The sequence below is a fragment of the Paenibacillus silvae genome (genome assembly GCF_014639235.1).
Taxonomy (GTDB): domain Bacteria; phylum Bacillota; class Bacilli; order Paenibacillales; family Paenibacillaceae; genus Paenibacillus; species Paenibacillus silvae.
Window position 1 is genome coordinate 999139 of sequence record NZ_BMFU01000002.1, and the last position, 25004, is coordinate 1024142.

General features: G+C 46.1%; 18 protein-coding genes. 2 read left to right on the plus strand and 16 right to left on the minus strand.

What is annotated here, in order from left to right; all coding sequences use genetic code 11:
• Window positions 1-31: 31 nt before the first annotated feature.
• From IEW26_RS10275 to IEW26_RS10310, 8 genes are all read right to left on the minus strand, one after another.
• Window positions 32-1993 (minus strand): FtsX-like permease family protein, encoded by a 1962-nt coding sequence (locus IEW26_RS10275; protein WP_188592300.1) that lies wholly within the window; start codon window positions 1991-1993, stop codon window positions 32-34.
• Window positions 1968-2738, minus strand: coding sequence for an ABC transporter ATP-binding protein (locus tag IEW26_RS10280; RefSeq protein WP_188592301.1), 771 nt, complete (start codon window positions 2736-2738; stop codon window positions 1968-1970). Before IEW26_RS10280 ends, IEW26_RS10275 begins: the two co-directional genes overlap by 26 nt.
• Window positions 2739-3017: 279 nt before the next feature.
• Window positions 3018-4010 carry a sensor histidine kinase gene (locus tag IEW26_RS10285; RefSeq protein WP_188592302.1) on the minus strand — a complete coding sequence of 331 codons (993 nt, stop codon included), beginning with the start codon at window positions 4008-4010 and terminating at the stop codon, window positions 3018-3020.
• Complete coding sequence (locus tag IEW26_RS10290; RefSeq protein WP_188592303.1) at window positions 4007-4711, minus strand: response regulator transcription factor; 705 nt, start codon at window positions 4709-4711, stop codon at window positions 4007-4009. The genes IEW26_RS10285 and IEW26_RS10290 overlap by 4 nt, the downstream gene beginning before the upstream one ends.
• Window positions 4712-4789: 78 nt before the next feature.
• Window positions 4790-6163 (minus strand): beta-N-acetylhexosaminidase, encoded by a 1374-nt coding sequence (gene nagZ / locus IEW26_RS10295; protein ID WP_229729770.1) that lies wholly within the window; start codon window positions 6161-6163, stop codon window positions 4790-4792.
• Between the two features lie 1472 nt (window positions 6164-7635).
• The gene (locus tag IEW26_RS10300) at window positions 7636-8739 is read right to left on the minus strand and encodes an NADH:flavin oxidoreductase (protein WP_188592304.1); all 1104 of its coding nucleotides are present in this window, start codon (window positions 8737-8739) and stop codon (window positions 7636-7638) included.
• Between the two features lie 510 nt (window positions 8740-9249).
• Window positions 9250-10563 (minus strand): hypothetical protein, encoded by a 1314-nt coding sequence (locus IEW26_RS10305; RefSeq protein ID WP_188592305.1) that lies wholly within the window; start codon window positions 10561-10563, stop codon window positions 9250-9252.
• A gap of 181 nt (window positions 10564-10744) precedes the next feature.
• Window positions 10745-11794, minus strand: a complete 1050-nt coding sequence (locus IEW26_RS10310; protein WP_188592306.1) for a 2,3-butanediol dehydrogenase — start codon at window positions 11792-11794, stop codon at window positions 10745-10747.
• A gap of 370 nt (window positions 11795-12164) precedes the next feature.
• Here IEW26_RS10310 and IEW26_RS10315 point away from each other — a divergent pair, with 370 nt between their 5' ends.
• Complete coding sequence (locus IEW26_RS10315) at window positions 12165-13190, plus strand: LacI family DNA-binding transcriptional regulator (RefSeq protein WP_145402537.1); 1026 nt, start codon at window positions 12165-12167, stop codon at window positions 13188-13190.
• Between the two features lie 291 nt (window positions 13191-13481).
• Here IEW26_RS10315 and IEW26_RS10320 read toward each other — a convergent pair whose 3' ends face one another.
• The 3 genes from IEW26_RS10320 to IEW26_RS10330 form a co-directional block, all read right to left on the minus strand.
• Window positions 13482-13748 (minus strand): hypothetical protein, encoded by a 267-nt coding sequence (locus IEW26_RS10320; protein ID WP_188592307.1) that lies wholly within the window; start codon window positions 13746-13748, stop codon window positions 13482-13484.
• A gap of 375 nt (window positions 13749-14123) precedes the next feature.
• Complete coding sequence (locus IEW26_RS10325) at window positions 14124-14579, minus strand: SRPBCC family protein (protein ID WP_188592308.1); 456 nt, start codon at window positions 14577-14579, stop codon at window positions 14124-14126.
• A gap of 420 nt (window positions 14580-14999) precedes the next feature.
• A complete protein-coding gene (locus IEW26_RS10330) occupies window positions 15000-15581 on the minus strand; it encodes a TetR/AcrR family transcriptional regulator (RefSeq protein ID WP_188592309.1) in 582 nt (193 codons plus the stop codon).
• A 442-nt stretch (window positions 15582-16023) separates the two neighbouring features.
• Between IEW26_RS10330 and IEW26_RS10335 the strand changes: the two genes are divergently transcribed.
• Window positions 16024-17238, plus strand: a complete 1215-nt coding sequence (locus IEW26_RS10335; RefSeq protein WP_188592310.1) for an MFS transporter — start codon at window positions 16024-16026, stop codon at window positions 17236-17238.
• Window positions 17239-17385: 147 nt separating this feature from the next.
• Here IEW26_RS10335 and IEW26_RS10340 read toward each other — a convergent pair whose 3' ends face one another.
• The 5 genes from IEW26_RS10340 to IEW26_RS10360 all read right to left on the minus strand — a co-directional run bounded on the left by IEW26_RS10340 (window position 17386) and on the right by IEW26_RS10360 (window position 24990).
• The gene (locus IEW26_RS10340) at window positions 17386-18498 is read right to left on the minus strand and encodes an HD-GYP domain-containing protein (protein ID WP_111271642.1); all 1113 of its coding nucleotides are present in this window, start codon (window positions 18496-18498) and stop codon (window positions 17386-17388) included.
• A gap of 315 nt (window positions 18499-18813) precedes the next feature.
• On the minus strand, window positions 18814-20649 hold the full coding sequence (locus tag IEW26_RS10345) for a UbiD family decarboxylase (protein ID WP_145402543.1): 1836 nt from the start codon (window positions 20647-20649) through the stop codon (window positions 18814-18816).
• Between the two features lie 351 nt (window positions 20650-21000).
• Complete coding sequence (locus IEW26_RS10350; protein WP_188592311.1) at window positions 21001-22335, minus strand: HAMP domain-containing sensor histidine kinase; 1335 nt, start codon at window positions 22333-22335, stop codon at window positions 21001-21003.
• Window positions 22332-23000, minus strand: coding sequence for a response regulator transcription factor (locus IEW26_RS10355; protein WP_145402545.1), 669 nt, complete (start codon window positions 22998-23000; stop codon window positions 22332-22334). The genes IEW26_RS10350 and IEW26_RS10355 overlap by 4 nt, the downstream gene beginning before the upstream one ends.
• 28 nt (window positions 23001-23028) lie before the next feature.
• Window positions 23029-24990: an ABC transporter ATP-binding protein/permease gene (locus tag IEW26_RS10360; protein ID WP_188592312.1), complete on the minus strand. Its 1962-nt coding sequence runs from the start codon at window positions 24988-24990 to the stop codon at window positions 23029-23031.
• Between the last annotated feature and the right edge of the window lie 14 nt (window positions 24991-25004).

Below are 25004 nucleotides of genomic sequence, written 5' to 3' on the forward strand. Positions count from 1 at the left end.
CATAAGTTAAATTCTACTTTACACAGCAGCTTCACACCAGCTTCGAATACATATGACGCAGATAGCGCCAGCGTACCAGTGCAAAGAAGATAATCTGCATCGAGACAAACACCATAAAAATTTGAAGGCTGTGTTCCAGAACAGAGAACTGAACCAGCTGATAGAGCGCCGCAAATGCCACCGAGCTGTGAATCAATGCCACCAGAAGCGGCAGGAAAAACATGAGCACGAGCTGTCTTGTTACGATTTTGCGCAGCTCAAGCCGACTAAGCCCCATTTTACCAATCATACGATACTGCGCCTCATCCCGCTCCAGGTCGGCATACAGCCTGAAATAGGTGAAGCTTGCAGCAAAGGTGAAGAAAACAATACCGATCAAACCGCTGACAATCAGAATAATGCCATTGGTCTGTTTGTTATTCAGCCAGTCTACGACTAGAGAACTGAAGTCAACATATCCCTTTTCCGGAGGGTCCTTTTGAATTGAATCAAGCAATTCCGGAGCAAAACTGCGTGTCGTCATCCAGTCTTTTACTACAAAAAATGTGGTCTGATTGGAGTAAAAATCAACATCCATCCCGATCTCTGCAATATATGCCTCTCGAATTTTTGAATACATGTCATCAGAAACAATGTAGACACCAGTCTCACTATCAATCGGAATCACAATATCGGTTGCCGGTGGCAGCATCTGCACTTGTGCATGCTGTTCACCAACATACAAATCAGCGGAGTATGGGTAACTGTCCTCTTTTGTATCTAACAGTTTTTTGCGTGCAGCAATATTGGGTGCTGTATTAAACGCCAGATCATTGCGATCCAGCACCCTTTCTTCATAACCGAGTGCTTTGGCAAGACGATTATATTCACTCAGTTTTATGATGTAGTTGTTATTGTTCTCATAAAGCAACTGGTAACTGCCTTTCACATAAGGAACTTCATGATCAACGAGCGTCTCTTCAATCTTACGCATATGACGATCAACGACAGCTGAATCCGTATCGCCTGAATTCACATAGGTAAACGCATACGGATTGGTCATGGAAGACAGCCTTGGATCACCTATAGTCAGCATGCTGCCGATGCCCGTAAACGCCGAGGCAGAGATGACACTGACCATGAAAAACATTACCGCGTTATCCTTCATGCGATACGTAAGCTCGGACAGAAGGAGCAGATTGGTTTTACGTAAAAATAACCCTTCATTCCTTTTCAGTGCCCGAATGACATACACGCTAAGCTGTGTAAACAATAGATACGTACCTGCAATGACACTAAGCACACTGCCAAAAAGCAAAGGGAAAATATACGAACCCCAGGCAAAAATAAATACCCCTGTGTATCCTCCACCAATTAATACAACCGAGAGCAGCGAAAGCAAGCGTGATGCCTTAGGTTCAGGCTTCGGTTTTTCCTCCGATTTCACGAGCTCGATTAACGTCCCCTTGCGGATCAGCAGCGATGAGCATAATGCAATAATCACAAAGAGCAGCAGAAATGCCCCTGCGGTCAGAACGATGCCTTTTAGTGGAAAATAAAATCTCAGACTGTTCTCTACAGCCAGCATGGAACCGCAGATTAACAAAACAAGCTTGCCGAAAATCAGGCCAAGCCCGATGCCCGCTACGATCGAAGCTATGCCAATACACATGTTTTCCATAAACAAAAGCCGATTCATCTGTCTCCGGGTCATACCCAGCATCAGGAAAATACCAAATTCCTTCTTCCGAGTCTTTAGAAACGAACCGACCGAATACAGCAGAAACAGGAAGGAAAATATGAAAATAATGATCTCGGCAATCATCAGACCTTGATTGGCAAGCACCGTCACCGTCTGTGAGGAGCCCTTCAAACCATCCTTCAGATCAGGATGAAATAACAACAGGGCATAGATAAAAAAGATCATCACCGAAAACGTGCTGCTCAGAAAATGAGCCAGATAAATCCGTTTGTTCCGAACGACATTGTTAATGGCGAACTGGCGAAAATTCATGTCCAGAGCCTCCCATCAGGGACAGCACATTTATAATTTTCTGATAAAAAGCCGCCCGGTTATCTCCGTAATGAATCTCATTGTATAACTTGCCATCCTTAATAAAGACGACTCGACTGCAATAGCTGGCTGCGACAGCATCATGTGTTACCAGCAGCATGGTGGCCTGATCTTCCCGATTGCGCCGCTCCAGTATTTCCATCACGTCCTTGGCCGCTTTGGAATCCAGATTACCTGTTGGCTCATCCGCCAGAATCAGCTTGGGAGAGTGAACTAAAGCTCGGGCTATCGCTGTACGCTGTGCCTGCCCGCCCGAGATTTCATACGTCCGTTTATCCAGAATACCTTCGATGCCAAGCTTGGCCGCCAGCTCTGACACCCTCGCGTTCATCTCCCGAACGGAAACACCGTCCAATGTTAAGGGAAGCATAATGTTTTCCTTCACCGTCAACGTATTGAGCAGATTGAAGGATTGAAAAACAAAGCCTAATTCTCTGCGCCGGAACAATGCAAGCTGATCTGAATTCAGGTCAAACGGATTCTGTCCAGCAATCCGCAGTTCTCCCGAGGTGGGATGATCTATAGTTGAGATCATGTTCAGCAGCGTCGTTTTGCCACTGCCCGATGGCCCCATAATGCCTACGAATTCCCCTTCCTGAATGCTGAGGTCAATCCCTGACAAGGCCTCATAGGATACGATTCCTTTATAAATTTTGCTGATCTGTGTGACAGAGCATATTTCCATACGTACAACTCCTTTATCTCTTTACTTTCTCTCTTCATTCTCGTTACTTTCTCTCTTTTGCCTCTGGTGACTGCCCTTCTCGTATTCGCTCATATTTCAATGGGGTTCACCACAACTTCTGACTCCAGTTTACCTGATGCCCGGTTCATTCTCCTATGGCTTAACCTTTCACCAACATGACAATGTTGTAAGGTTGGACTGAATTATATAACGACACCTGCTGCCCAGAAACACAACAAAGACGCCTTCACCAGCATAGCCGAAGACGTCCATTCGATTTCATCCTTTGTCATAAAAAAATATAATCCGCACCGTTGTGCCTTCATGATACACCGATTCCAGCTCGATCTGATGATTCATACGTGTCAGCACTTCTTTGGCAATATACAGACCCATACCAGTAGATTCCTTGAAATGTCGTCCATTCTCGCCAGTGAAAAAAGGGCGGAACACCCGGTTCAGGTCTGATTTGGGGATGCCTATGCCATAATCCTGAACCTCCAGCACGATAGAGCGATCTGCTGCATACGCGCGAAGATGCACCTTCTTCCGGCTGCCTGCCGAATATTTAATCGCATTAGCGAGCAGCTGCACCAGCACAAAACGAAGCCACTTGGCGTCGGACTGCACAACCAATGATGCATCCATCCGGATCTCCGGATAGACATGGTTGCGAATGAAAAATCGTTTCAGCTCATGGATTGCTTCTTCCCCCACGGTTCGCAGCACTACAGGTTCAACACTGAAATCTTGCTCAAACGTATCCAGCCTGGCTACATAGAGCACCGTCTCCAGCCCTCGGCGCATCTGATCCGCTTCCTCCTGAATGCTGCGAAAACGGGCATCATCATCATCCTGCTCCTCTACAGTCAGTTCAATAACGGATAGAGGCGTTTTCATCTGATGAACCCATTGGTTCATAAATGTAAGATACTCCTGCTGCTTATGTTCCAACCGGTTCAGATGAGCATGATACTGCCCATATTGTGAATCCAGCAGCTTTTCCAGCGCGACGGACAGCGGAGCAGATTCACGCAGGGCTACCAATTCGTCCAGCGAATTCACAGGCCGTGTCATTCGGGCATAGAAGGCACGATGAGACAAATAACGATACACAAGATAACCGACATACCAGAAGAAACCGAGACTCACTGCATATAAGGCTGTTCTCCAATGATCGTAGCCATCGTACCAGAAAACGGCAACCACCGTTAGCATCATCACCATAATCCAGCATGTCAAGGCAAGATGTTCACGCACAAACAGCTTCATGATGGCGATGCCGCCTTCCAGTTATGGATCAGCCTGTATCCTGAACCCCGCACTGTTTCCAGTGCATCGGTAATGCCAAGCTCGGCAAGGCGCTTTCGTACACGTGTAATATTTACGCTGAGTGTGTTGTCGTCCACAAAGGAATCATCCCAGAGTTTCTCCAGAATGGTTTCCCGGCTCACCAGCTTGGGGCTTCGTCGCATCAGTGTTTCCAATAGAACCGTTTCCTTTTTGGTCAGCTGCACCTTCTCATGCCCAAGTTCCATCTCCAGTCTCTCCAGGTAGACCACCAGCCCATGCAGTTCAACCTTGCGCTCTTCATCACGCACCGCATAATCTCCATACACGCGCCGGAGCTGGCTGCGAATCTTGGCGATTACAATTTCATGCTCGAACGGCTTGGTAATGTAATCATCAGCCCCGTTCTCCAGAGCCATAACCTGATCCATCTTGCCGCTTCTCGCGGAAATAAACAGAATCGGGCACGTCGATAAGGTACGAATCTGCCTGCACCAGTAGAACCCGTCATAGCTTGGCAGGTTGATATCCAGCAAGACAACGTGAGGCTGAATTTGTTTGAACTGTTCCATGACCTGTTCGAAATCTTCTACAAATACAGCTCGATCTCCGTAACGTTCAATATGTGACTTCAGTAGACCCGCAATCTTGGGATCATCCTCTATGATCATAATGGTATACATAGAAAACGCTCTCTCCTCTAATCTGTTATGACAGCTCATTTTTCTCTATTTCCTAGCCAAATCATAACACAGGATCACTCAACGGGCATCGAGCTGTTTGCGCCAGCTCCGAATATCTGCATTCAACTGCTTAACGTCTCCTGTCGCCTGCTGATCATCAGACAACTTGTATTGCTGCTTTAATGTGAGAATACGATACACACTTTCATCAATACGCGATTCCTTGATTTTGCCTGACTTCACCGCACTGATCAGTGTATCAAAAATCGTCTTGGCACTTTCATAGCTATGAGCCACCAGCAAAATATCACTTCCCGCCTGAACGGTTGCAATCGTAGCCTTTTCTAACGGATAATTTTTCGCAATGGCACCCATGCTCAGATCATCTGTAATCACTACACCTTGATAGTTGAACTTTCCGCGCAGATGTTCTCCGATGATTACACTCGACAGGGATGCCGGATAGTCCGGGTCCAATTTGGGAAACAAAATATGCGCCACCATAACCGCTTCCGCCTGCTCCTTCACAGCGGCCTGGAACGGAATCCATTCCAGTTTTGCAAGCTGCTTCTCCGTTTTGTTCACCACAGGCAGGTCCAGATGGGAATCCACAGACGTATCTCCATGACCGGGGAAATGCTTCACAACCGGGATGATGCCTTCCTGCCGCAATCCCTTCATTTCTGCCATTCCCATGCGAGTAACCAGATCGGCAGTTGTGCCGAAGGAACGGTCGCCAATCACCGGATTTTGGGGATTGCTGTTAATATCGAGCACAGGAGCAAAATCAACATTAAATCCGGCAAGCTTGATCTGTCTCGCCAGCAATGCCCCCATCTGCTCCGCAAGGGCAGGATCATTGGTTTTGCCTACTTTGCGATTGGAAGGAATGGATTCGACCGTGTCTGGCATACGGCTCACCTTGCCGCCTTCTTGATCCACACTCATCAGGATGGGTACCGGGTTGGATTGATTCGCCTGTTTGATCGATTGCACAAATGCCGCGGTGCCTTGCAGTGTGGTCACATTGCTCGCATAGAAAATAATGCCGCCCACCTTCTGATCTGTAATCATCTGTTTGGCTTGCGCATCCATCGTTGTGCCCTGCACACCCGCCAGAATCATCTGGCCCACCTTTTCTTCCAGGCTTAACTGCTCAAGCTGCTTCTTCACCGGGTCTGCTTCTTCCTGCGCTTCATCCTTGGAACCTCCCTGCGCTCCCTCCTGGGAACCGCCCTGCGCTTCTTCCTGAGGCGCGGTCGAATCATTTCCAGAAGAAGATGTATTCGGACTTGTCGCTGCGCCGCCGTTACTGCTCTCGGCAGGAGAAGGTTTCGCAGTCTGACCACACGCTGCTAACAGCGTAATGATAACTACGAGCAGACACATCATCTGCATTCTTCGTTTTAATATTCGGTTTGTATGCCGTGCTCTGCTTGTATGCTTGTTCAAGGATATTGGCCTCCTCTTATCACTTGTAAGTTCATTAAATACCCTTAGAGTGGTTCAGGGCTAACCTTACCATAAGGTGAATGATTTTCAAAATAGGTGTACGGTACGAAAATAATTGTATCTTTGGGCATGGAGGTGTGGTACTTTTCGTTGTTTAAACGATGCGGGCGCAAACGAAACTTGGAGGTGAAACGTGCAAGCGGGGGAGCGGTTTTCTATTGTGAATTTTTCATATGTTGAAATATTTATTTTTAGTGTGCGACGTCTGAAATCTAATGATAATTGGGGCATCAATTCTAGGGTGTGTCTGAAAAGGCTGAAGGAAGCCAATTTTGCTGAATTTTCGTTCCGATCCAAGCCAGGAAGTTTACGGCAGGCGTGGCGTGTGCGTCAAGGGAAAGTGACACAGCAGGGAGCGAAAAGGCGGAAAAGATGCACTTCAGCAGCCTTCAATGCACGCCCTAGAATAGTTGGAGCATGGTTTAAGCAGAATTGAGACCTTGAGCGTAGAATATTCTGAATCGAAAATTGCATCAAGCGAAGTCCGTTCGCTTGTATAGTGAACGAATTTCGTCCATTTTGCAGGGAAAAGGTTCATTCATATTTACATCCGGAGTTCTGACGCAGTACCAGGCGGAATCGCTGCACGAACCTATTGGTCACAGTAAAAAGCCGCCTGACGGCGGCTTTCGTTCCCATATCATACATGCTATTTATGGATATGTTCTTACGATTCTTCTAATGGTCAACGTTCGTTGTACATTCACTAGGCACTCGTTCAATTAGCTCTATTTAGAGATCTATTTAGAGTTCCATTTAGAGATCCACTTAGAGATTTATTACGACATTTATTATGACATTCATTCAGACATTCATTCAGACATTCATTCAGACATTCATTCAGGCATTCGTACATGCATTCGTTATGAACAATCTATTATACTATTATGAATTTTTCATATGATGAAATTTAATAATACATTTCTTTAGTAAATGGTGGCTCCTGAATTCTAACGAATCCTAGAAACCTTATTCTGTTCATTTCCCAGCATTCTAAATTCTAACGATTCCCAGTGACCTTATTCCTCCATGAAATGACGATTTTGAATCCAAATTAGCGAAATTTGACCAAATAGCGTCGCTCAGAATCGTTACATTTTAAATTCGGGCAAAAACAGCCAAATAAGGTTTCCTGAGATCGTTAGAGCTCAGCTTCCCTAAAAACGCCCTCTCCACACCAACTTTACAAAACTGACGTGACTTATCAGGTAAAATTATCCGGGAGGAATTCCTGTTTCATTTAGTTATTTAGAGGGTGTTGTGAAACCTACTGCGTGCATTTTCTGACGCCTTTTCGCCCCCGCTGCATCAATTTCCCTTGTCGCACACGCCACGCCTGCCGTAAACTTCCTGGCTTGGATCGGAACGAAAATACTGCAAGTATTGGATTCCCCAGCATTTTCAGACATACCTTAGTACAGTCTTGTTAACGCTTCATTCGTGAAAGGAATAATATCCGAGGTGCGTCCTTGCTGCACTTTGAGCGGCCATTCCGGATCACTGAGCAGCACACGCCCCAGAGCGATCAGGTCAAACTCACCATGCTCCAGCTTCTCATTTAATATATCGAGATGCGCATCTCCAGTCCCTTTGTTCTCGGCCGCCCGCTCCACGAACTCTGCTTCAAGGCCTACAGAACCTACGGAGATGGCTGGTTTTCCAGTGATTTTACGAGTCCAGCCTGCAAGGTTAAGATCCGAGCCCTCGAATTCCGGCAGCCAAAAGCGCCGTGTGGAACAGTGGAATATATCTACCCCCGCCTCACTGAGCGGCTGCAGAAATTGCTCCAGCTCTGCCGGTGATTCGACGAGACGGGCCTCGTAACTACCCATTTTCCACTGGGAGAAACGAAGCACAATCGGAAAATCCGGTCCAACTGCAGCACGGCATGCCTCGATAACCTCAACCGCAAATCGCGTCCGGTTAACCAGATCACCACCATATTTATCCGTTCTTCGATTGGTCTGTCCCCAGAAAAATTGGTCAATCAAATATCCGTGCGCGCCATGCAGCTCAATGCCGTCAAATCCGATTCGTTTGGCCTCTTCCGCTGCCTGCGCATAAGCCTGAACCAGCTCTTGAATCTCTTCCTCAGTTAAAGGTTCATATGCTGCTTCACCCGCCATGCTGACACCCGAAGGGCTTACAGGATGGGCGTCTGGATTCGGCAAATCCCCAGCGCGCCGTGCCGTACCGACATGCCACAGCTGTGGCATAATTTTACCGCCAGCCTCATGTACAGCCTTGACCACATTAGCCCAGCCTTGTAAAGACTGTTCGCCATGGAACAGCGGAATGCTCTCCCCGCTGACGGAGGAAGCATGATTAATGCCCGTGCCCTCCGTAATAATTAATCCCACACCACCAGCCGCTCTACGACGATAATAGTCGGCCACTTCAGGCCCAGGCACACCGTTCGGTGAAAATCCGCGTGTCATTGGTGCCATAACGATTCGGTTAGGCAAGGTAAGCTTGTCGGACGTGAATGGTTTGAATAAAGCTGAAGGTACATTCATGATTTAGTCTCCTTTGCTATGGAAAGTATACTTTTCTCACTTACCTTGAGATGTGACATGCTTCGGATGAATACAGCTGTCATACGCCTGTGGACTGTCATGAATCTTGCTCTTTATCCATTTTATAGATTCTTATTTTTATTTTCAAACAAATTTCTCACGTACAAGGTTAGGGCGTGTCTTGAATCCTGCTGAATTGTGTCTTTTCCTCCTTTTCGTCCCCTGCTACATCACTTTCTCTTGACGTGCCCGCACGCCTGAGGGTAACTTCCTTGCTTGGAACGAAAATTCGGCAAAATTGGCTCTCTTCAGCGTTTTCAGAAGCGACCTAGACAAAAAAAAAGAACAGCCCTGTACAAGCGCTGTTGAAAAACCCAAATGCCGTAAAACTGCCTTGCACAGAAGGAACATAACCTGCATCCTTCGTGGTCACAAATAATGTGGGTGCAGCATAATATATAATCCATAATCTTCTGATCCACAATATTTCAATCCAATTCTTCCTTCTTCTTAATTCGAGTTTGCAGGAATATTCTCGCGCTTCACCCGCAGCAGCTTTCCTGAAGAGGGAGACAGAACGTCAGGGTCAGTGCCGAGTCCAAAATAAAAATCTCCACCATACTCCTCGAATGACTTGGCATACGTGTCCTGGGTAAATCGTAATATTTCATTCCATGTGTTCAGATCATTGCTTTGATAAACACGACTTATATACAGACTGGTTTGCTTCTTTGTATACGTGAGCACATACACCTTGTCGTCACGCACCAGCAGATCGGTAGGTAACGCATTGGGATCAGGCAGCATGACACGTCTCGCCTGATTGATATCTGTCATCACATTCAGTGATTTAGGCATTATCTGAGAATCATTAAATACGCTGCCTACGATATAAACGAGTTTATCGTTAAAATTAACATTTTTGCCGATTTTGTTATACGGAGTTGTACCCTGCTGATACGTCAATCCTGGAAGTATTTTACTGCCATAGACGACCACATCTCTCTTTTCCAAACGTTCGTTGATCTCAAGCAGGTATCCCTTGTCACCCCATATATTGTTCGCAGGATACATCATCGTTGAAGCGTATAATTTACCGTTGATTTGGAACATCGTATACACTCTGGCGCCCATGCCTTTAACTGTAGCAAACTGCTGCCAGCTTTCTCCGTCATCATGAGAGATCAGTACGATCGGTTTTTTTTCGGTCCCCAGTGCGGCGAAAAGCTTGCCTTGGTAATACGCCATATCATACACATGCACACCTAATGGCAAATTGCGATACTTGGTCCACACCTCTCCATCCAGGCGATAGAAATTTCCAAAATCCCAGCTCTCGCCATCGGAATCATTGCCCGGAATATACAGCTTGCCATTTAATACTTTGTAGACATCGATCTGCTCTTCATCAACAAACTTCTTGGCCTGAGGCAGGATGCTGGGGTTGCTGTTTGTCACCGTCTGTGTCTGAAATGCTGCGCTGGCCGCATCGTAGTATATGACAGGTATCGGTCCCGCATTTTGCGCTGGTCCTAAGTTACTGCTGTTCCCATGACCGAGATAGATCCGGCCTTTGTAAAGCTGCATGTCCCAGACGTTGTTTGCATAAGGCGACTTTTTAAAAGGCCTGTCGAGCAATTCCAGCTTGTTCGTCACATCCGCTGACTGTAATGGTGCACTTGACACATGAACTTTGCCTTGTTCGCTTGACACAGGCCCCGCTGCTGGTGCGGCTGTCTTGTGCTTGGCACTGCCCATAAACATCCAACCTGCCCCGGCGGCAAGAGCCAGTGCAATGGCTGTCCATCTTACTTTGCTTTGCATGTCCGTTTCCTCCTCCAACATGATGACTCACGTTAATATGAAACGATACATTTTGTATCTTTTTATAGTATGTAAAATGTAATGAAACTGCAACAAATTTCGCCCTTTTCAGCAAAAAAAAGTAGACACTCTCATCTAAAGATGAAGGTATCTACCCAGGGTTTTATTTGCAATTCAAGACTTATTCTGCCTTAACCAGAATTTTCACTTGATTCTTCTCTTTGAGCAGTGCTTCGAAGCCATGCTCCACAACCTCATCCAGAGCAATTCGTTTAGTCACCAGCTTGTCTGCCGGGAAGAAGCCTTTTTCCATCAAGCTGATTACAGCCGGGAATACATCACGATAACCGATAATTCCATTTACTGTGCGTTCTTTCATGACAACAGAATTCGGCATAATTGGCGCTTCCTGTTCAAAAATACTTACAATCATCAATTCTCCACCAATTCGCGTTGAATCAACAGCCTGCTGCAGCACACGTGGAACACCCGTTACTTCATAAGCCACATTCACTCCGCCTTGCGTACGCCGATGAATCTCTTCCACCACATTATATTCGGTAGGATCAATCACGATCGCACCCAATTCCTCTGCTTTCGCTTTGCGCTCCTTCGACAGCTCCACAACATAAATATTTGAAGCCCCGGACGCTTTCAGTGCTTCAATAACAAGCAGACCGATTGGACCTGCACCGAACACTGCTGCGGTATCGCCTACTTTCAGTTTGCTCTGACGCACGGCGTGCAAAGCTACTGCGGAAGGCTCCACCAAAGCTCCCTGCTCATAAGAGATTGAATCAGGAATGGGATGTACCATGTTCTCCGCTGCGGTTACATATTCGGAAAAGCCGCCTCCGCCTCCGGCAAGACCTAGAAATCCCATCTTGTCGCACAGATTGTATCTGCCCTGCTTACATGCTTCACATTGACCACATGCATAGATCGGCTCCACAACGACACGATCACCGACCTGGAAACGGGTTACGCCTTCACCCACGTCAACGACTTGTCCAGAGAACTCATGCCCCATAACGATAGGTGCTTTCTCCGCTGTTAGCGGATGCGGGTCTTGAGCAGGAATAAAAATAGGTCCAGCTGTGTATTCATGCAGATCGCTACCACAAATCCCGCACCATTGCACTTTTATTTTTAACTGGCCTTGTTTAGGCTGAGGTTCAGCAATATTTTCCAGACGCAGATCTTTAACTCCATGCCAACGCAATGCTTTCATTCAATTCATCTCCCAAATGATTTTTTCAGCATATTCGGAAACGTTTCCGTAAATTAAATATGTCACATTTGAGATACGCTGTCAAACAAATTTCCCTATAGATGTGTCGATCCTGTGAGCAAAAGCACGAATCAAACCTTGATTTAAAGCTGATTTTCTCGTTAATTTCTAACTTTGTTATGCATTTTCGTTTATTTTTGATGATTTATTAGAAAAATAAACATAAAAATGCATAAACTTACATCGTTTTCGCTTTATAAGCGGGTTGATGCTCTGTACCAATGGTATAATCAAGTTATATGCATACCTTGCAAAACATACATAAGCCGAAAATACGGAATCGTTTCCGATGAAGTGAGGTCAACTATAAGTGAGTAAAGAACAGAAAATCACGATTAAAGATGTCGCTGAACGTGCCGGTGTAGGGATCGCAACGGTATCCCGTGCTATCAACAATGCGGAGGGAATCAGCAGCGCAACACGAGATAAAGTGATGCGGGCTATCGAAGAGCTGGGGTTCGTGCCCAATACCTCTGCACAGAGCCTGAAGATCCGGCAAACCCATCAGATTGCACTGGTGGTTCCCGACATCCGCAACGCCATTATTCCTGAAATCTCCTGGTCAGTTGAGCAGACTGCGAAGCAGCACGGATATCACATCGTGCAGATCAATACGGCAGGTAATGCAAGAACCGAACTTGAAACCATACGTAATATAAAAAAGCTGCACGTGGACGGTCTTATTTTCATGCCGCTGGCCTATCCAAAGACGTTACCTGCACTAATTAACAAAGCTCCAATCCCGATCTCGATCATAAACTATGGCAAAAAACTGGAGCCAGGCATACAGGCGGACATCGTGTCCTTGTCACAGCCTGAAGGCAAGCTTGTAATGGAGCATCTGTTTAAAATCGGGCGAACCCGGATTGCTTATGCCGGTGCCCCTAAAGATATCATTGAGGAGCGCTATCGCGCTTACGAGCAGGCTGTAGGACATGTCGATATTTCACTCGTTTATTTCGGGGAAGACTTCTCATTAGCTACGGGAGCAAGTGCTGCCGACTACTTTTACGGTTTAACCCATATGCCGGATGCGGTGTACGCCATTAATGATATGGTTGCCATCGGGCTTGTGAATCGCTTCAAGGAACTGGGCGTGCGTGTGCCCGAAGATGTTGCTGTGGTGGGCGTTGATAACAATCAATGGACGACGGTTTCCTCACCTCAGATCAGCTCTGTATCCATTATGGGTGAAGAAGTGTCTCGGCTCGCCACGGAGCTGCTGCTCAAACGCATTCGCGAGATGAGCACGGCGGATTATGAGCACATTCAGTTTGAACCACGTCTGATTGTCCGCCAGTCCAGCGTAGCCATGATTCGCTCCTCATCACGCTGAAGGACCGTTTCAATACCAAGCAAAAAGGTGCTAACAAGTCAGTGCAGCGACCTGACCAAGCACCTTTTTTGCATTGCATTTAAGGTTCCGCCGAATAACTCTACCATATCTGCTTTTAATACAATGGGTTTAGATCGATTGAGTTAGATCGTTTTAGTTAGATTGATTGAGCTAGATTAATTGAGTTAGATAGAGCGAGTTAGATGTTAGATGTAGTTATTAATTGGGGGCATTAATTTGGGCCATTACCATTAATTTTGTAATTAAAGTCTTCGTGTAATCATCTTCATTTCAACTAGATAGAAATATAATGCCTTTAATCAGGAGAGCTGTTAGCACTGCTGCAAGCATTATTTTGCCAACCACTCGAAGCTTATTAATAAATAAATCCATCTTGGAATGATTGGTATGAAACAAGGATGTAGCTACCGCTATCAAAGCAAGCGTGCCGCCGCTAATAAGACAATATCCAACGATGTGGAGACCACTTCTTGTCATCAGCAAAATGCTCAACAGGTAAAAACCTATCAGATAGATCCGATCCATGGTAAGCTTCATTCTTCACACTCCCCTTTCCTGGTTCATACGTTTTCAGGACGGGAAGGTTGTATTTTTTCCATATTGATTTATGTTTTTGGGTAATGTTAATTTAATCTTAGTATGGACAGCTGAAATTATCCAGTAAGGCATTAGGCCCAGACGTGGTATGCTGCTCGGTTGTGATGCCATGCTGAAATTCAAGTAAATTACTTGATGTAGACATGTACTTCGATGATGCAGTCCATTACTGATATTCAATGCAGGCATGACTTTGATGGAGTTCACTACTGCAACGATCAGAGAGACTTCGATGGAGTCCATCACTGCAATTCGATGCAAACATGACTTCGATGAAGCATATTACTCTTGTGCAACGCAATCATCCAATGTAGATTAGCGCTCAAGCATTGATTTAAGCTTCTCATTGCGACTTTCCAGAAAAGCCTGCATATATCTTTTCAGAATAAGCCTTTCTACAGTCCATCCGAGGACTCCCAGCGGCGCCTCAAATCGCAGTGTGTCTCTCATACAAGTCTCTTGTTCCCCGCACACGCTGAAATGATGCTCATGACTCATGCTCTTGAACGCCCCCCTCTCCATCTGATCAACAAACAGATAAGGGCGATCATACGCTGTGATCCGTGAGGTTAACGTTTGCCTCACTCCAAAATGCACAGCCTCAAAGGTCACCGTATCTCCATGACCAATCATGCCGCTGGTGACACCAGCTATCGCTCGTTCTTGCGTATGCTTCCATACCGTTCGGGTATGTAAATCGATATCACGTGCGATATCGAAACAGCGTTCGATCGGTGCATTTATACGGGTCACAGTGGTCACTTCGATCATTAGCAAACACTCCTCTGTTCCATGTCTATTCCATGATTGTCTCACGTGAGCCGGGTCTCCTGATTGTAACGATCCCAGGACCCTTATTCCACCGAAAAAGGCAGTTTTTGAATTCTAACGAATCACAGGAACGTTATTTCGTTGTTTTGATGTGTAAAACGCTGTTTTTTCATGATTCCGCATAAAATAGCGCATCTGAGATTCGTTAGAATTTTATCGACCTGAAATCAGGTCAAATAGGGCTTCTGGGAATCGTTAGGAATCGCGGACACATTCGATCTTAGTTTCAATGAGCCACCTTGGGACCTGTTGGATATATGTCAAGAAAGTAGACACTACGCTACGGATTTGTCCGTAAATTTCATTAATCAGCGTGCACTATTTCCCGTTTACAGCTTGTGATGCAGGCTCTTCAACAAACTATTTTAGTACAGACATTGCTGCCTTAATGCTTTGCTCTACAAATTGACGATCCGGGCCTGATTTCATCAATACCGTTATCCCAATTATCGACACCACCAGTGATTGCGCCACAAGACCTACATTGATGTCCCCTGCCAGTTCTCCGCTTCGCTGCCCTCTTTCGATAACCTCTCTGAAAATAACTGCCAGGTACATCTGATGCTCTCGTGTTAAGACCGCAAATTTGGGATCATGAGGAGCCAGTTCCACCATCGTGTTAATACAAAAACACCCGTAAGCAGGATTACCCGCTCCTCCTTTTGCTGCAATCCACTCAAAAATCTCTTGCACAGCTTCTCTGACGGAGTCCCCCTGACCCAGCCGCGCTCTAATCTCTGCCGCATGAAAGGTTGTATATCTACGGAGTACATGTTCAAACAACTCCTTTTTATCTCCAAACGCCGCATACAAGCTGGGCCGCTGAATCCCCATCGCCGTAGTTAAATCTGTAAGCGATGTCGCTTCGAATCCTTTAACCCAGAATACGTGCATGGCAGCATCAAGCGCCTTATCTGTGTCGAATTCCCGTTTTCTAACCATAACACCGCCCCTTTATTTATCGAACAGTACAATAACAGTTTAACTCAACATTCGCAAAAATCAAAATAGAAATCCATCATCATCACATGTCAGAATCTATCCTTCTACCCCAAATAAGCTCGCTCATCCTTATGTAACGGTAATTCAAACCTGTTTTTTTCATTCAGCCTCAATTTCACTCATTTTTATTCATTTTCAATGATTTTCTCATTTTTATGACACGATCTCATTTATACTCATGTTTACTCATCTCAAATCAGTTCTCCTTTCCTCTAATTTTTTCTCATGTTCCCCACCTCGCCACCAAATTTATCACCTCTAAATATTTAGTCCAACAGCACACTCTAGAAATTCCTTCATTGACATTTTTGGCGAAAAAATATATTGTTAATTCCAATTATAATATACTGTTCAGTACAAAATAGAAAGGCAGGCTGTTCGAATGCACACCTCTCTTCAGAATTCACAATTGTCCACACCAAAGAAACAGGGCATAACCAACACACTTGCTTGGGTATTTGCGGTCTGCAGCGGTCTGTCCGTTGCCAATATCTATTATGCGCAGCCCTTGCTGGACTCCATCGCACAGGAATTTGATCTGTCTACCGGAGTGATCGGCATCGTAATTACGGTTACCCAGATTTGTTATGCCCTCGGTCTGCTACTGCTTGTACCGCTTGGCGACCTCATTCATCGCCGTAAACTGATCATTGTGCAAATGTCTCTTTCGGCTGCTGCATTATTAGGCGCAGGTACTGCTGCCTCACATTCTGTTCTGTTCACAGCGCTTGCCGCAGTCGGTTTATTCGCCGTTATTACCCAAACATTTGTTGCGTATGCAGCCCATCTGTCTGCCGATTCTGAGCGGGGAGCTATCGTAGGCCGGGTGACCAGCGCCATAGTTATCGGCATTTTGCTCGCAAGAACCGTGGCAGGTGTAATGAATGACTGGCTTGGCTGGAAATCCGTTTATTTATTGTCAGCCAGTCTGACTTTCATCAGTGTTGTCGTATTGATTCGCATGCTCCCTCGGCAATCCTTCAGCCAGCCCAAGCTCAGCTACTTGCAGCTGCTTCGTTCCACCCTGCGACTGTATGCAGAGTTGCGTATACTTCGCGTGCGCGGACTGCTTGCCATGTTTATATTTGCGGCGTTCAGCATTTTATGGACTTCCATCGTGCTGCCGCTCAGCGCACCACCGTTGTCGTTATCACACACTTCTATAGGGGCTCTGGGCTTTGCCGGTATTGCTGGCGCACTCGCTGCCGCAAGTGCAGGGAAACAAGCCGATCGTGGATATGGTCAGAGAACAACAGGCATTTCACTCATTATTTTAGTTTTGTCCTGGGCATGTATCGGATTGTTACACACTTCATTGTGGTTCCTCATCGTTGGCATTATTTTACTCGACCTTGCTGTCCAGGCTGTACATGTCACCAATCAGAGCATGATCTACCGGGTGAGACCCGAAGCCCAAAGTCGTTTGACTGCATCCTATATGATCTTTTATTCCATCGGCAGTGCGGGCGGCTCCATCGCATCCACTCAAGTATATGCACGTGCAGGCTGGACAGGTGTATGCTGGCTGGGTGCAGGAATTAGCGCAATAGCTCTACTGATATGGCTCGTGGATCGAAAGACGGATCACCTTGCATAACCCTCCACATGAAGTGCATGAATAATGTATAACAAAACAAAACAGACCAAACAAGCCTCTTATCGAATGACAAGAGGCTTGTTAACATCATTTATTTGATTGAACACGTCATTGCAGACGTTACGGAACACGCTATTGAAGCGTTACTTAGATCAACAGCTCATTGATGGACAGAGAACGTTCCTTGGACAGATCGCGGTACTCCTCCGACTCCACTTTAATCAGCGGTTTGAAAATGTCGGAAGCATTGTTCATGACAATGACACCTTTTTCTCCATTGCTAAGCAGCACCTGTTTGCCAATAAAGTTAGGCAGCAAATGCTGCATCAACGCCTGAACCGCCTTCTCGTTTAATTTACCAAAGCCCATTGCGTAAATATCTCTAAGATTGTTAATCAGGTTCGGATTACTTGCTCCATGATTACCGGAACGCATGCCAATATAAATATCTGCTACGGAGACGATTTGAGTATACGGATGAATCTCTCCTTTTCCAAGCTGCATCGGATATCCTGATCCGTCTTCCCGCTCATGATGCTGCAACGCTACCAGAGCAGTCGCTTCATCTGTCATGGAGTTTTTGATAATCTCATGCCCATATATCGTGTGACGCTGCAGTTCAAGCTGCTCCTCTGGCGTCAAAGGCTCTGTTTTATTGCGAATCCGATGGGAGACTTTACATTTTCCGATGTCATGCAAATAACCCCCGCGGCTGATCTTATAGCTTTCGGCCTGGGAATACCCCATCCAGTTTGCGATATAAAAGGATAACAGACCTACCTGAATGGAATGGGTGTAGTTGTTCACGTCATCCCGCTCCAGCATCATCAGGAGATGCACGACGTCCTTTTGCTCATCAAGTCCTTCGACCATTGGCTGCAGTGCATCATCGACCATTGTTGCGTTAAACTTGCCTACAGTCAGCGCTTCCAGAAACGCATTTTGATAATTATGTACAGTCTGAAGGAATTGGGGCTTCATTTCCTCTTCAGGAGGTTGCTCTTTACTGCTCGTGCCGGTGCTGGTGCTTGTACTGCTTGATCCAGCTGCATGTTTTAATGAAGCTGCGAAAAATTCCGCTTCGCTGATCTCTTCATCGCGCAGTTCGATATCTACGTAATCTACCCGATGCTGCATAAGCAAGGTAATATCCTCGCTGCGAATGACAGTCCCCTTTCCGAGAATGTGCAACCCTGCATCGCTGAACGTATCTGCTGTCAGACGGTCCCCGTCCTGCAGGTTCATAATATGGATTCTCAATCGGAACTCCCCCTGAACACATGATTATAGTTAACAGCTCCCGGATGGAACGGGGCCAAGACATACCTATACTTCTTAATATCGTTTAAATTCCAGCTTTTTTACATAGTCCAAACGACCTTAATCATATAGGCAAATATGAATAACTAAGACTTTATCCTTATAGGTAAAACGTCGTTTTATCCCGGTTATTTACACACAGAAGGAGGTTTCTTCTCATTTTCAAGCTCTCTGCGGCATAAATCCATAAAAAAAGGAAGCCCAAACCTGGTTTGGACTCCTCTGTAAATGCACTGCACTGCCTGATATACAAAATTACAGTTTAATCGATTCAAGACTTGCACCCTTTGCGAAAAAGCGTTCAATACCCTTCTCCACAGAAGGATCGGGAACAAGTGGCGGTGCCTGATGCGGCTTCACTCGTGCATCAATAATGACCTGGTCACAGCCCCAGTGCTTGTGAGCATAACTGCTGTTAACTCCATACATATCATGGGATGGATTGCTGCGTGTGAAGGTAGCCCACAGAAAATTGCTGAGGCTTGCACTCATAAATGAACTGTCGTCACATACGATAATCATCGGACAACTCTCCAGCCCGCCACGTTCTTGCAAAGCAGCAGCAAACTCTTTCATTTCTTGTGCTGTGTGCTCATATGAGGTGAAGGCCGAGGTCTGAATGGAAACAACCCCAGGCATGATAAGCTGTGGATTTTCGTAACCGCGCACATCACGTAAGGCTTCCGGCACTTCCCTGCACAAATCACGAATTTTATCTCCGTATGCCGCCATTACCACTTTACTGCCGCTATTCAGTCCTGTGCCCGAATAATCCAGCGTATCAATGGTCGTATGGGTATAGAAATGAATATCACGCTGCAAATCCATGCGCTCCAGTATATACGTTAGAAACTCGACCTCTCGATGTGTATCCAAAGGCTGCTTGTCCTCAGCCGTAATGAAAAGATATTTTGCCAGGCTAAGCTGGCCTGTACCCAGAATCCGATTGGCAATGGTCAGCAGCTCCGTCGGCTGCTTCACATCTGTATACGGTGTATAACGTTCACTGCCGATCGCAAATAACAGTGGATGAACACCCGCAGCATCTACAGCGTGAACTTCCTTAACACCCGGAATTTCCTGTTTGATCGCATCTCCGGTAATTTCATGAATCAGATCACCAAATGCGGTATCCTCCTGCGGCGGGCGACCTACAACTGTAAACGGCCAGATTGCATTTGGCTTGGCATACACTTTATGAACACGCATCAGCGGGAATTCATGAGTCAGGCTGTAATAGCCCAGATGGTCCCCGAACGGTCCTTCCGGCTTTGTCTCGCCCGGGTAAATCTCACCCGTGATGACAAAATCCGCGTCATTACTGATGCAGTACCCATCCTTATAGCTGTAACGGAAACGGCGTCCAGCCAGCAGACCCGCAAAGGTCATCTCGCTCAATCCTTCAGGCAGCGGCATCACCGCAGACAGCGTATGAGCAGGCGGCCCACCGATGAAAATGCTGACCTTGAGCGGCTCGCCTTTTTTCACCGCTTTGGCCTGATGGATACCGATTCCCCGATGAATCTGGTAGTGCAAGCCAATCTCCTTGTTCATCTCGTAATCATTACCACTCAGCTGAACACGATACATGCCCAGATTGGAATTCATAATACCCGGTTTGTCCGGGTCTTCCGAATACACCTGCGGCAGCGTCACAAACGCCCCTCCATCCATGGGCCAATGCTTGATGAGCGGCAGATCAGAGATTTGAATTTCCTGAGCTGATACGGGAAGGCTGATCGATTTCTGCTTAGGCAGAGCCTGCCAGGCTGCAAGACCCGTACGAATATGTTTTAACGGCGTTTTGAGCGCCTTCATTGGATCGTCCCGAACGGACATAACCCGCTGTACACCTTCAAGTGTATCCCGGAACATGAACTTGCTGCGTTCAACTGTGCCGAACAGATTGGAGACGGCTTTGAACCTGGAACCTTTTACATTTTCAAATAAGAGCGCCGGGCCCTTGGCTTCATGTACCTTCATGTGGATGGCAGCCATCTCCAGATTCGGATCCACCTGCTCCTTCACCCTGATCAGATGTCCATGCTGCTCCAGATCATTAATGCAATCTTCCATATTATGATATTTCATCGGATGGCTCCATTCTGTATATAATAAAATCGCTTGATTATGTTCATATATTCACATACACATGCAGTATGATAGGACAAGAACGACTACGATCACAAGGTTTTAATTTTTCTTCTATGCCATGTCTATTAAACTATGCACTGCACGTCTCTTCTATTTTATCAAATGATCTGCCGCTAAACAAAGAAAACTATTCTTTCATTAAATAATCAGTAGGGATGCGCCATTCTGCCAAATAAAGCATAGAAAATGCAGAACCAAGCTAGGTACCGTTTTATCGGAACCTGCAGTTCTGCATTATAAAAAAGCCGTACCTCTCATTTCATGGTTATTGCACAATCCCACAAGACTTCATGAAGATAATCGTTTTCGCGGAATCGTTACCACCATCTCTGTGCCTTCACCCACAGTACTTGTGACATCAATGGTACACTCATGCAGTTTCAAAATTTTGATGACAATAGATAAGCCTAGTCCATTGCCTTTGAGAGAGCTGCTTCGCGCTTTATCCACCATATAAAAACGATCAAAGATATGCGGCAGCGCCTCCTGCGGAATGCCTTTCCCCGTATCGCGAATGTGTACGCTCACACCGGAAGGACTTTCCCTCATATCTACATAAATACTTCCGCCCGCATCGGTATATTTGATGGCATTGCCTAATATGTTTTGCCATACCTGATCGAATAAATCCTCATCCGCCTGAATGGTGCAGGGCAGCAGCTCCAGTTCCATATTTAAATCTTTCCTGGACCATTGCGGCTCTGCCAGCACAATGATTTTTCGCAATTGCTCATCCAGCTGGAACGAGCTGAAGCTCGTGGGATGATGCTCAGAATCGAGGGACGCCAGGCGAAGCAGATTATCGCTCAATCTCGATAAACGCAGTGTCTCTTCGTAGATAATCTCCAGGTGCTCCTTCTGTTCCTCCGGGGGGATCACCCCATCCTGAAGCGCCTTGGTGAACCCTCGGATCGACGTAAGCGGGGATTGCATCTCGTGCGAAACGTTACTGACAAAGTCCTCCCGTATGGAATCAATCTTCTGCAGTTCTCTTGCCATCTGGTTGAAGCTCTCCATCAACTCTCCGAATTCATCATGATTTCTGTACTTCAGACGTACGGTCAAATCTCCTGAGGACATTTTTTGTGCCGCTGCTGTCAGCTGTTTAATCGGCTTTACAATAAATCTGGACATCAGCAGAATTAATAAACTACCAATGATCAGTACGGTTAACAGTGAAGTGAGCAGTCTCTCTCTTAATGTATGAAACAGGGGTGCGAAATCATTTTGCATCAACACGGCATCCATACCTGTCCCCCCCGGAACTCCCACTGCAGCTGTACCATTTTTGTTATTAAAAATGACTGCCTTCGTCCTGCCAGGTTCGAACAATGCCTGCACCTGCTCCTCAGGTAAAGCGGCAAGCACCTCACTTTGCTTGTTTACCAGCGTAATGTTCATACCGTACTTTTCAAAAATCTGCAAGCTCGATTGCAATTTTTCGGGATCATCTATGAGATGGATCAATGCAGCAACATCTTCAACTACTGCTGCCATGGCGTCATTTGGGGTGTTTTTTCCGGCATCATTCTGCAAAATAAAGGTTAGCACCAGACTCACAATCACAATGCCGATGAACGTAACCACAATGCGAAAACGTAAACTGTTCCTGATAAATTTCATGTCAGCTCCAGACGATATCCAAGTCCGCGAACGGTTGAAATCGTAAATTGCGAGACGGATTCCAGCCTTTCTCTGAGACGTTTGATATGCACATCTACGGTGCGCTCATCCCCTTCGTAATCCATCCCCCAGATATCATATATGAGCTGATGACGCGTGCATATTTTACCTGGCTTGCTGGCGAGCGAAAACAGAAGCTCACATTCCTTCTTTTTCAAATCGATTGTTCTTCCCTCCGCTTCCACGATCAGACGCTCCAGATCAATCGTCACTCCGGCAAGCTGAATGATATGCGACAGACTTTTGTTATATCTTTTCAATAACGATTGTACCCGCAGAACCAGCTCCACGGGATCAAACGGTTTCACCACATAGTCATCCGTACCGACGTGGAAGCCTTTAACCTTGTCTTTGGATTCTCCCTTGGCCGTGACCATCAGAATTGGAATATCGGTATAGGAACGAATGTCCTGAGTCAATTCAATTCCGTCCATCCGGGGCATCATCACATCCACGATCACAAGATCGACCTTGGTGGTGGATAGGAGGTCCAGTGCCTCTTCCCCATCGGAGGCTTCCAGCACGGATAGCTGATTTTTCTCGAGATAGATTCGCATCAATTTGCGGATATGCGGATCATCGTCCACGACAAGTACGGTATTCATCTGTACATTTTCCTTCCCGATATAAGCTTTATTCGTACCGCAGAGATTCCATCGGGTCCAGCTTTGCTGCCTTGGAAGATGGCATCAGGCCAGCGATTACACTGATTCCTGTGCTTACAAGTAAACCAAACAGCATATAGTTGCCCGATAGATGAATCAATTCTGCCCCAAATGCCTGTTCCAGCAAAATATTAAGCACGTAACTGAGGCCAAGCGCCGCGATTACGGCAATGATACCACTAAATGCACCTAACAGGGCAGACTCGGAGAAGAAGATTCGCCGAATATCTTTTTTCCTTGCACCGATCGCTCGTAAAATTCCAATCTCTTTGGTGCGTTCCACTACACTGATGTATAACACAACCAGGATCATAATGCCGGATACAATCAGAGAAATGCCTGCAATGCCTGCCAGTACAATCGTCGCCATGCTCACGTATGTTGTAATATTCTCCATGATTTTGGCCTTCTGTGAGCCTGTAAAGCCTGCATCTGTTGCGGCTTTATTAATATCGTTGACATATTTCAAATCGGTTGCATAAGCGTTCACCTGAATGGGCCCTATCGTAATATCATGACCCGAATACAAGCTCTCAAGTGTCTGAGCGGGGATGTATCCCGGTGTCTGCTGCATAGGTGATCTTGGCTCTGCAGCCTCATACAACCCGGAAACCGTCAATTTTTTCTCTAAAGTAACCGGTTTTTGATTGGCATCCATTTCGTTGATATACAAAGTGATCGTCTTGCCGATCATGGATTCAGCCTGGTTCCCGCTTAACTGATCTGCAGCAGTTTTCGGCAGCAGCATTTGATTATCAGCGGGCATTGCCCCCTTCTCAATCAAGGAAGGGTCGAACGAATCAGTAAGTGTTGTAAGCTGTGAAAGTGCCACGCTTTGCTCATCATACACAATGGTTGATTTTCCTGTAATAGAAGTGATTGTTTCAATATGATCTACATTCGGGAACTGACGTATCTTTTCGATATCGTCTTTGGTAAACGATTCTCCAGGCGCCATTAAAGCCTGCGGACCCTGCAAGTCCTTGGACTCCGCGCTTGGTTTAGTCATATCCACAAGCAAGGGGTCCATGCTTGCATTGATCTCATCGTTCATATATGTTGTGATGCCGTTACCTAGGGACAGCATGAGAAGCACACTTAATATACCGATGGAGCCGCCTAAAGCAACCAAAACATTTCGTTTCATGTTAAGCTTCATATTTTGCAGCGCCATGCGAAATGATGCTAACAGACCAAGACTGCGTGAAGTTGCCCGATCCGGCTCATTAACTGTGCTGGAGCGTTCCCTCAACTGAATATCATCTGCTACTCTGCCTTCCTCCATTCTCACGATTCTTGTGCCGGAATCAGCGACCTTCTGGGAGTGTGTTACCGCCAGAACCAGCACCCCTTTTTGAGCAATGTTATCCAGCAGCTTCAGAATCTGATCTCCATTCTCCCGATCCAGCGCCCCTGTGGGCTCATCAGCAAGAATAATATCAGGATTATTGGACAGAGCGCGGGCAATCGATACTCTCTGCTTCTGTCCCCCGGACAGCTGGTTCGGACGTTTATGCAGATGTTCTTTCAACCCGACCTCAGTCAGAATATCAATGGCTCGCCGGTTCCGCTCCTTAACCTCAGTATCTGTCATCTGCATCGCAATGGTTACATTTTCGAGCACAGACAGATGGGGAATCAGATTGAAGTTTTGAAAAACAAATCCTACATTATTTTTGCGATAATCATCCATTTCATTCTCGGTCATTTCACTCAAGTTTTGCCCGCGAACTACAACATTTCCTTCATAATCGGAGTCCATTCCCCCAATAATATTCATTAGCGTGGATTTTCCACATCCGGATTCACCAAGAATAGATACAAATTCTCCCGTCTGAAAACTCAGGTTCAAGCCATGAAGAACAGGTACTTTTTCTTTCCCATATAATGTGTATGATTTACGTACATTTTCCACTTCCAGTATTTTCATTTATTCTTCCACTC

What these genes read in the sequence shown, in the direction of transcription:
- IEW26_RS10275 (WP_188592300.1), bottom strand. Translation starts at nt 1,993, where the DNA reads ATGAATTTTCGCCAGTTCGCCATTAACAATGTCGTTCGGAACAAACGG.
- IEW26_RS10290 (WP_188592303.1), bottom strand. Translation starts at nt 4,711, where the DNA reads ATGTATACCATTATGATCATAGAGGATGATCCCAAGATTGCGGGTCTA.
- IEW26_RS10350 (WP_188592311.1), bottom strand. Translation starts at nt 22,335, where the DNA reads ATGAAATTTATCAGGAACAGTTTACGTTTTCGCATTGTGGTTACGTTC.
- IEW26_RS10335 (WP_188592310.1), top strand. Translation starts at nt 16,024, where the DNA reads ATGCACACCTCTCTTCAGAATTCACAATTGTCCACACCAAAGAAACAG.
- IEW26_RS10320 (WP_188592307.1), bottom strand. Translation starts at nt 13,748, where the DNA reads ATGAAGCTTACCATGGATCGGATCTATCTGATAGGTTTTTACCTGTTG.
- IEW26_RS10310 (WP_188592306.1), bottom strand. Translation starts at nt 11,794, where the DNA reads ATGAAAGCATTGCGTTGGCATGGAGTTAAAGATCTGCGTCTGGAAAAT.
- IEW26_RS10355 (WP_145402545.1), bottom strand. Translation starts at nt 23,000, where the DNA reads ATGAATACCGTACTTGTCGTGGACGATGATCCGCATATCCGCAAATTG.
- IEW26_RS10330 (WP_188592309.1), bottom strand. Translation starts at nt 15,581, where the DNA reads ATGGTTAGAAAACGGGAATTCGACACAGATAAGGCGCTTGATGCTGCC.
- IEW26_RS10325 (WP_188592308.1), bottom strand. Translation starts at nt 14,579, where the DNA reads ATGATCGAAGTGACCACTGTGACCCGTATAAATGCACCGATCGAACGC.
- IEW26_RS10345 (WP_145402543.1), bottom strand. Translation starts at nt 20,649, where the DNA reads ATGAAATATCATAATATGGAAGATTGCATTAATGATCTGGAGCAGCAT.
- IEW26_RS10280 (WP_188592301.1), bottom strand. Translation starts at nt 2,738, where the DNA reads ATGGAAATATGCTCTGTCACACAGATCAGCAAAATTTATAAAGGAATC.
- IEW26_RS10360 (WP_188592312.1), bottom strand. Translation starts at nt 24,990, where the DNA reads ATGAAAATACTGGAAGTGGAAAATGTACGTAAATCATACACATTATAT.
- IEW26_RS10305 (WP_188592305.1), bottom strand. Translation starts at nt 10,563, where the DNA reads ATGCAAAGCAAAGTAAGATGGACAGCCATTGCACTGGCTCTTGCCGCC.
- IEW26_RS10300 (WP_188592304.1), bottom strand. Translation starts at nt 8,739, where the DNA reads ATGAATGTACCTTCAGCTTTATTCAAACCATTCACGTCCGACAAGCTT.
- IEW26_RS10285 (WP_188592302.1), bottom strand. Translation starts at nt 4,010, where the DNA reads ATGAAGCTGTTTGTGCGTGAACATCTTGCCTTGACATGCTGGATTATG.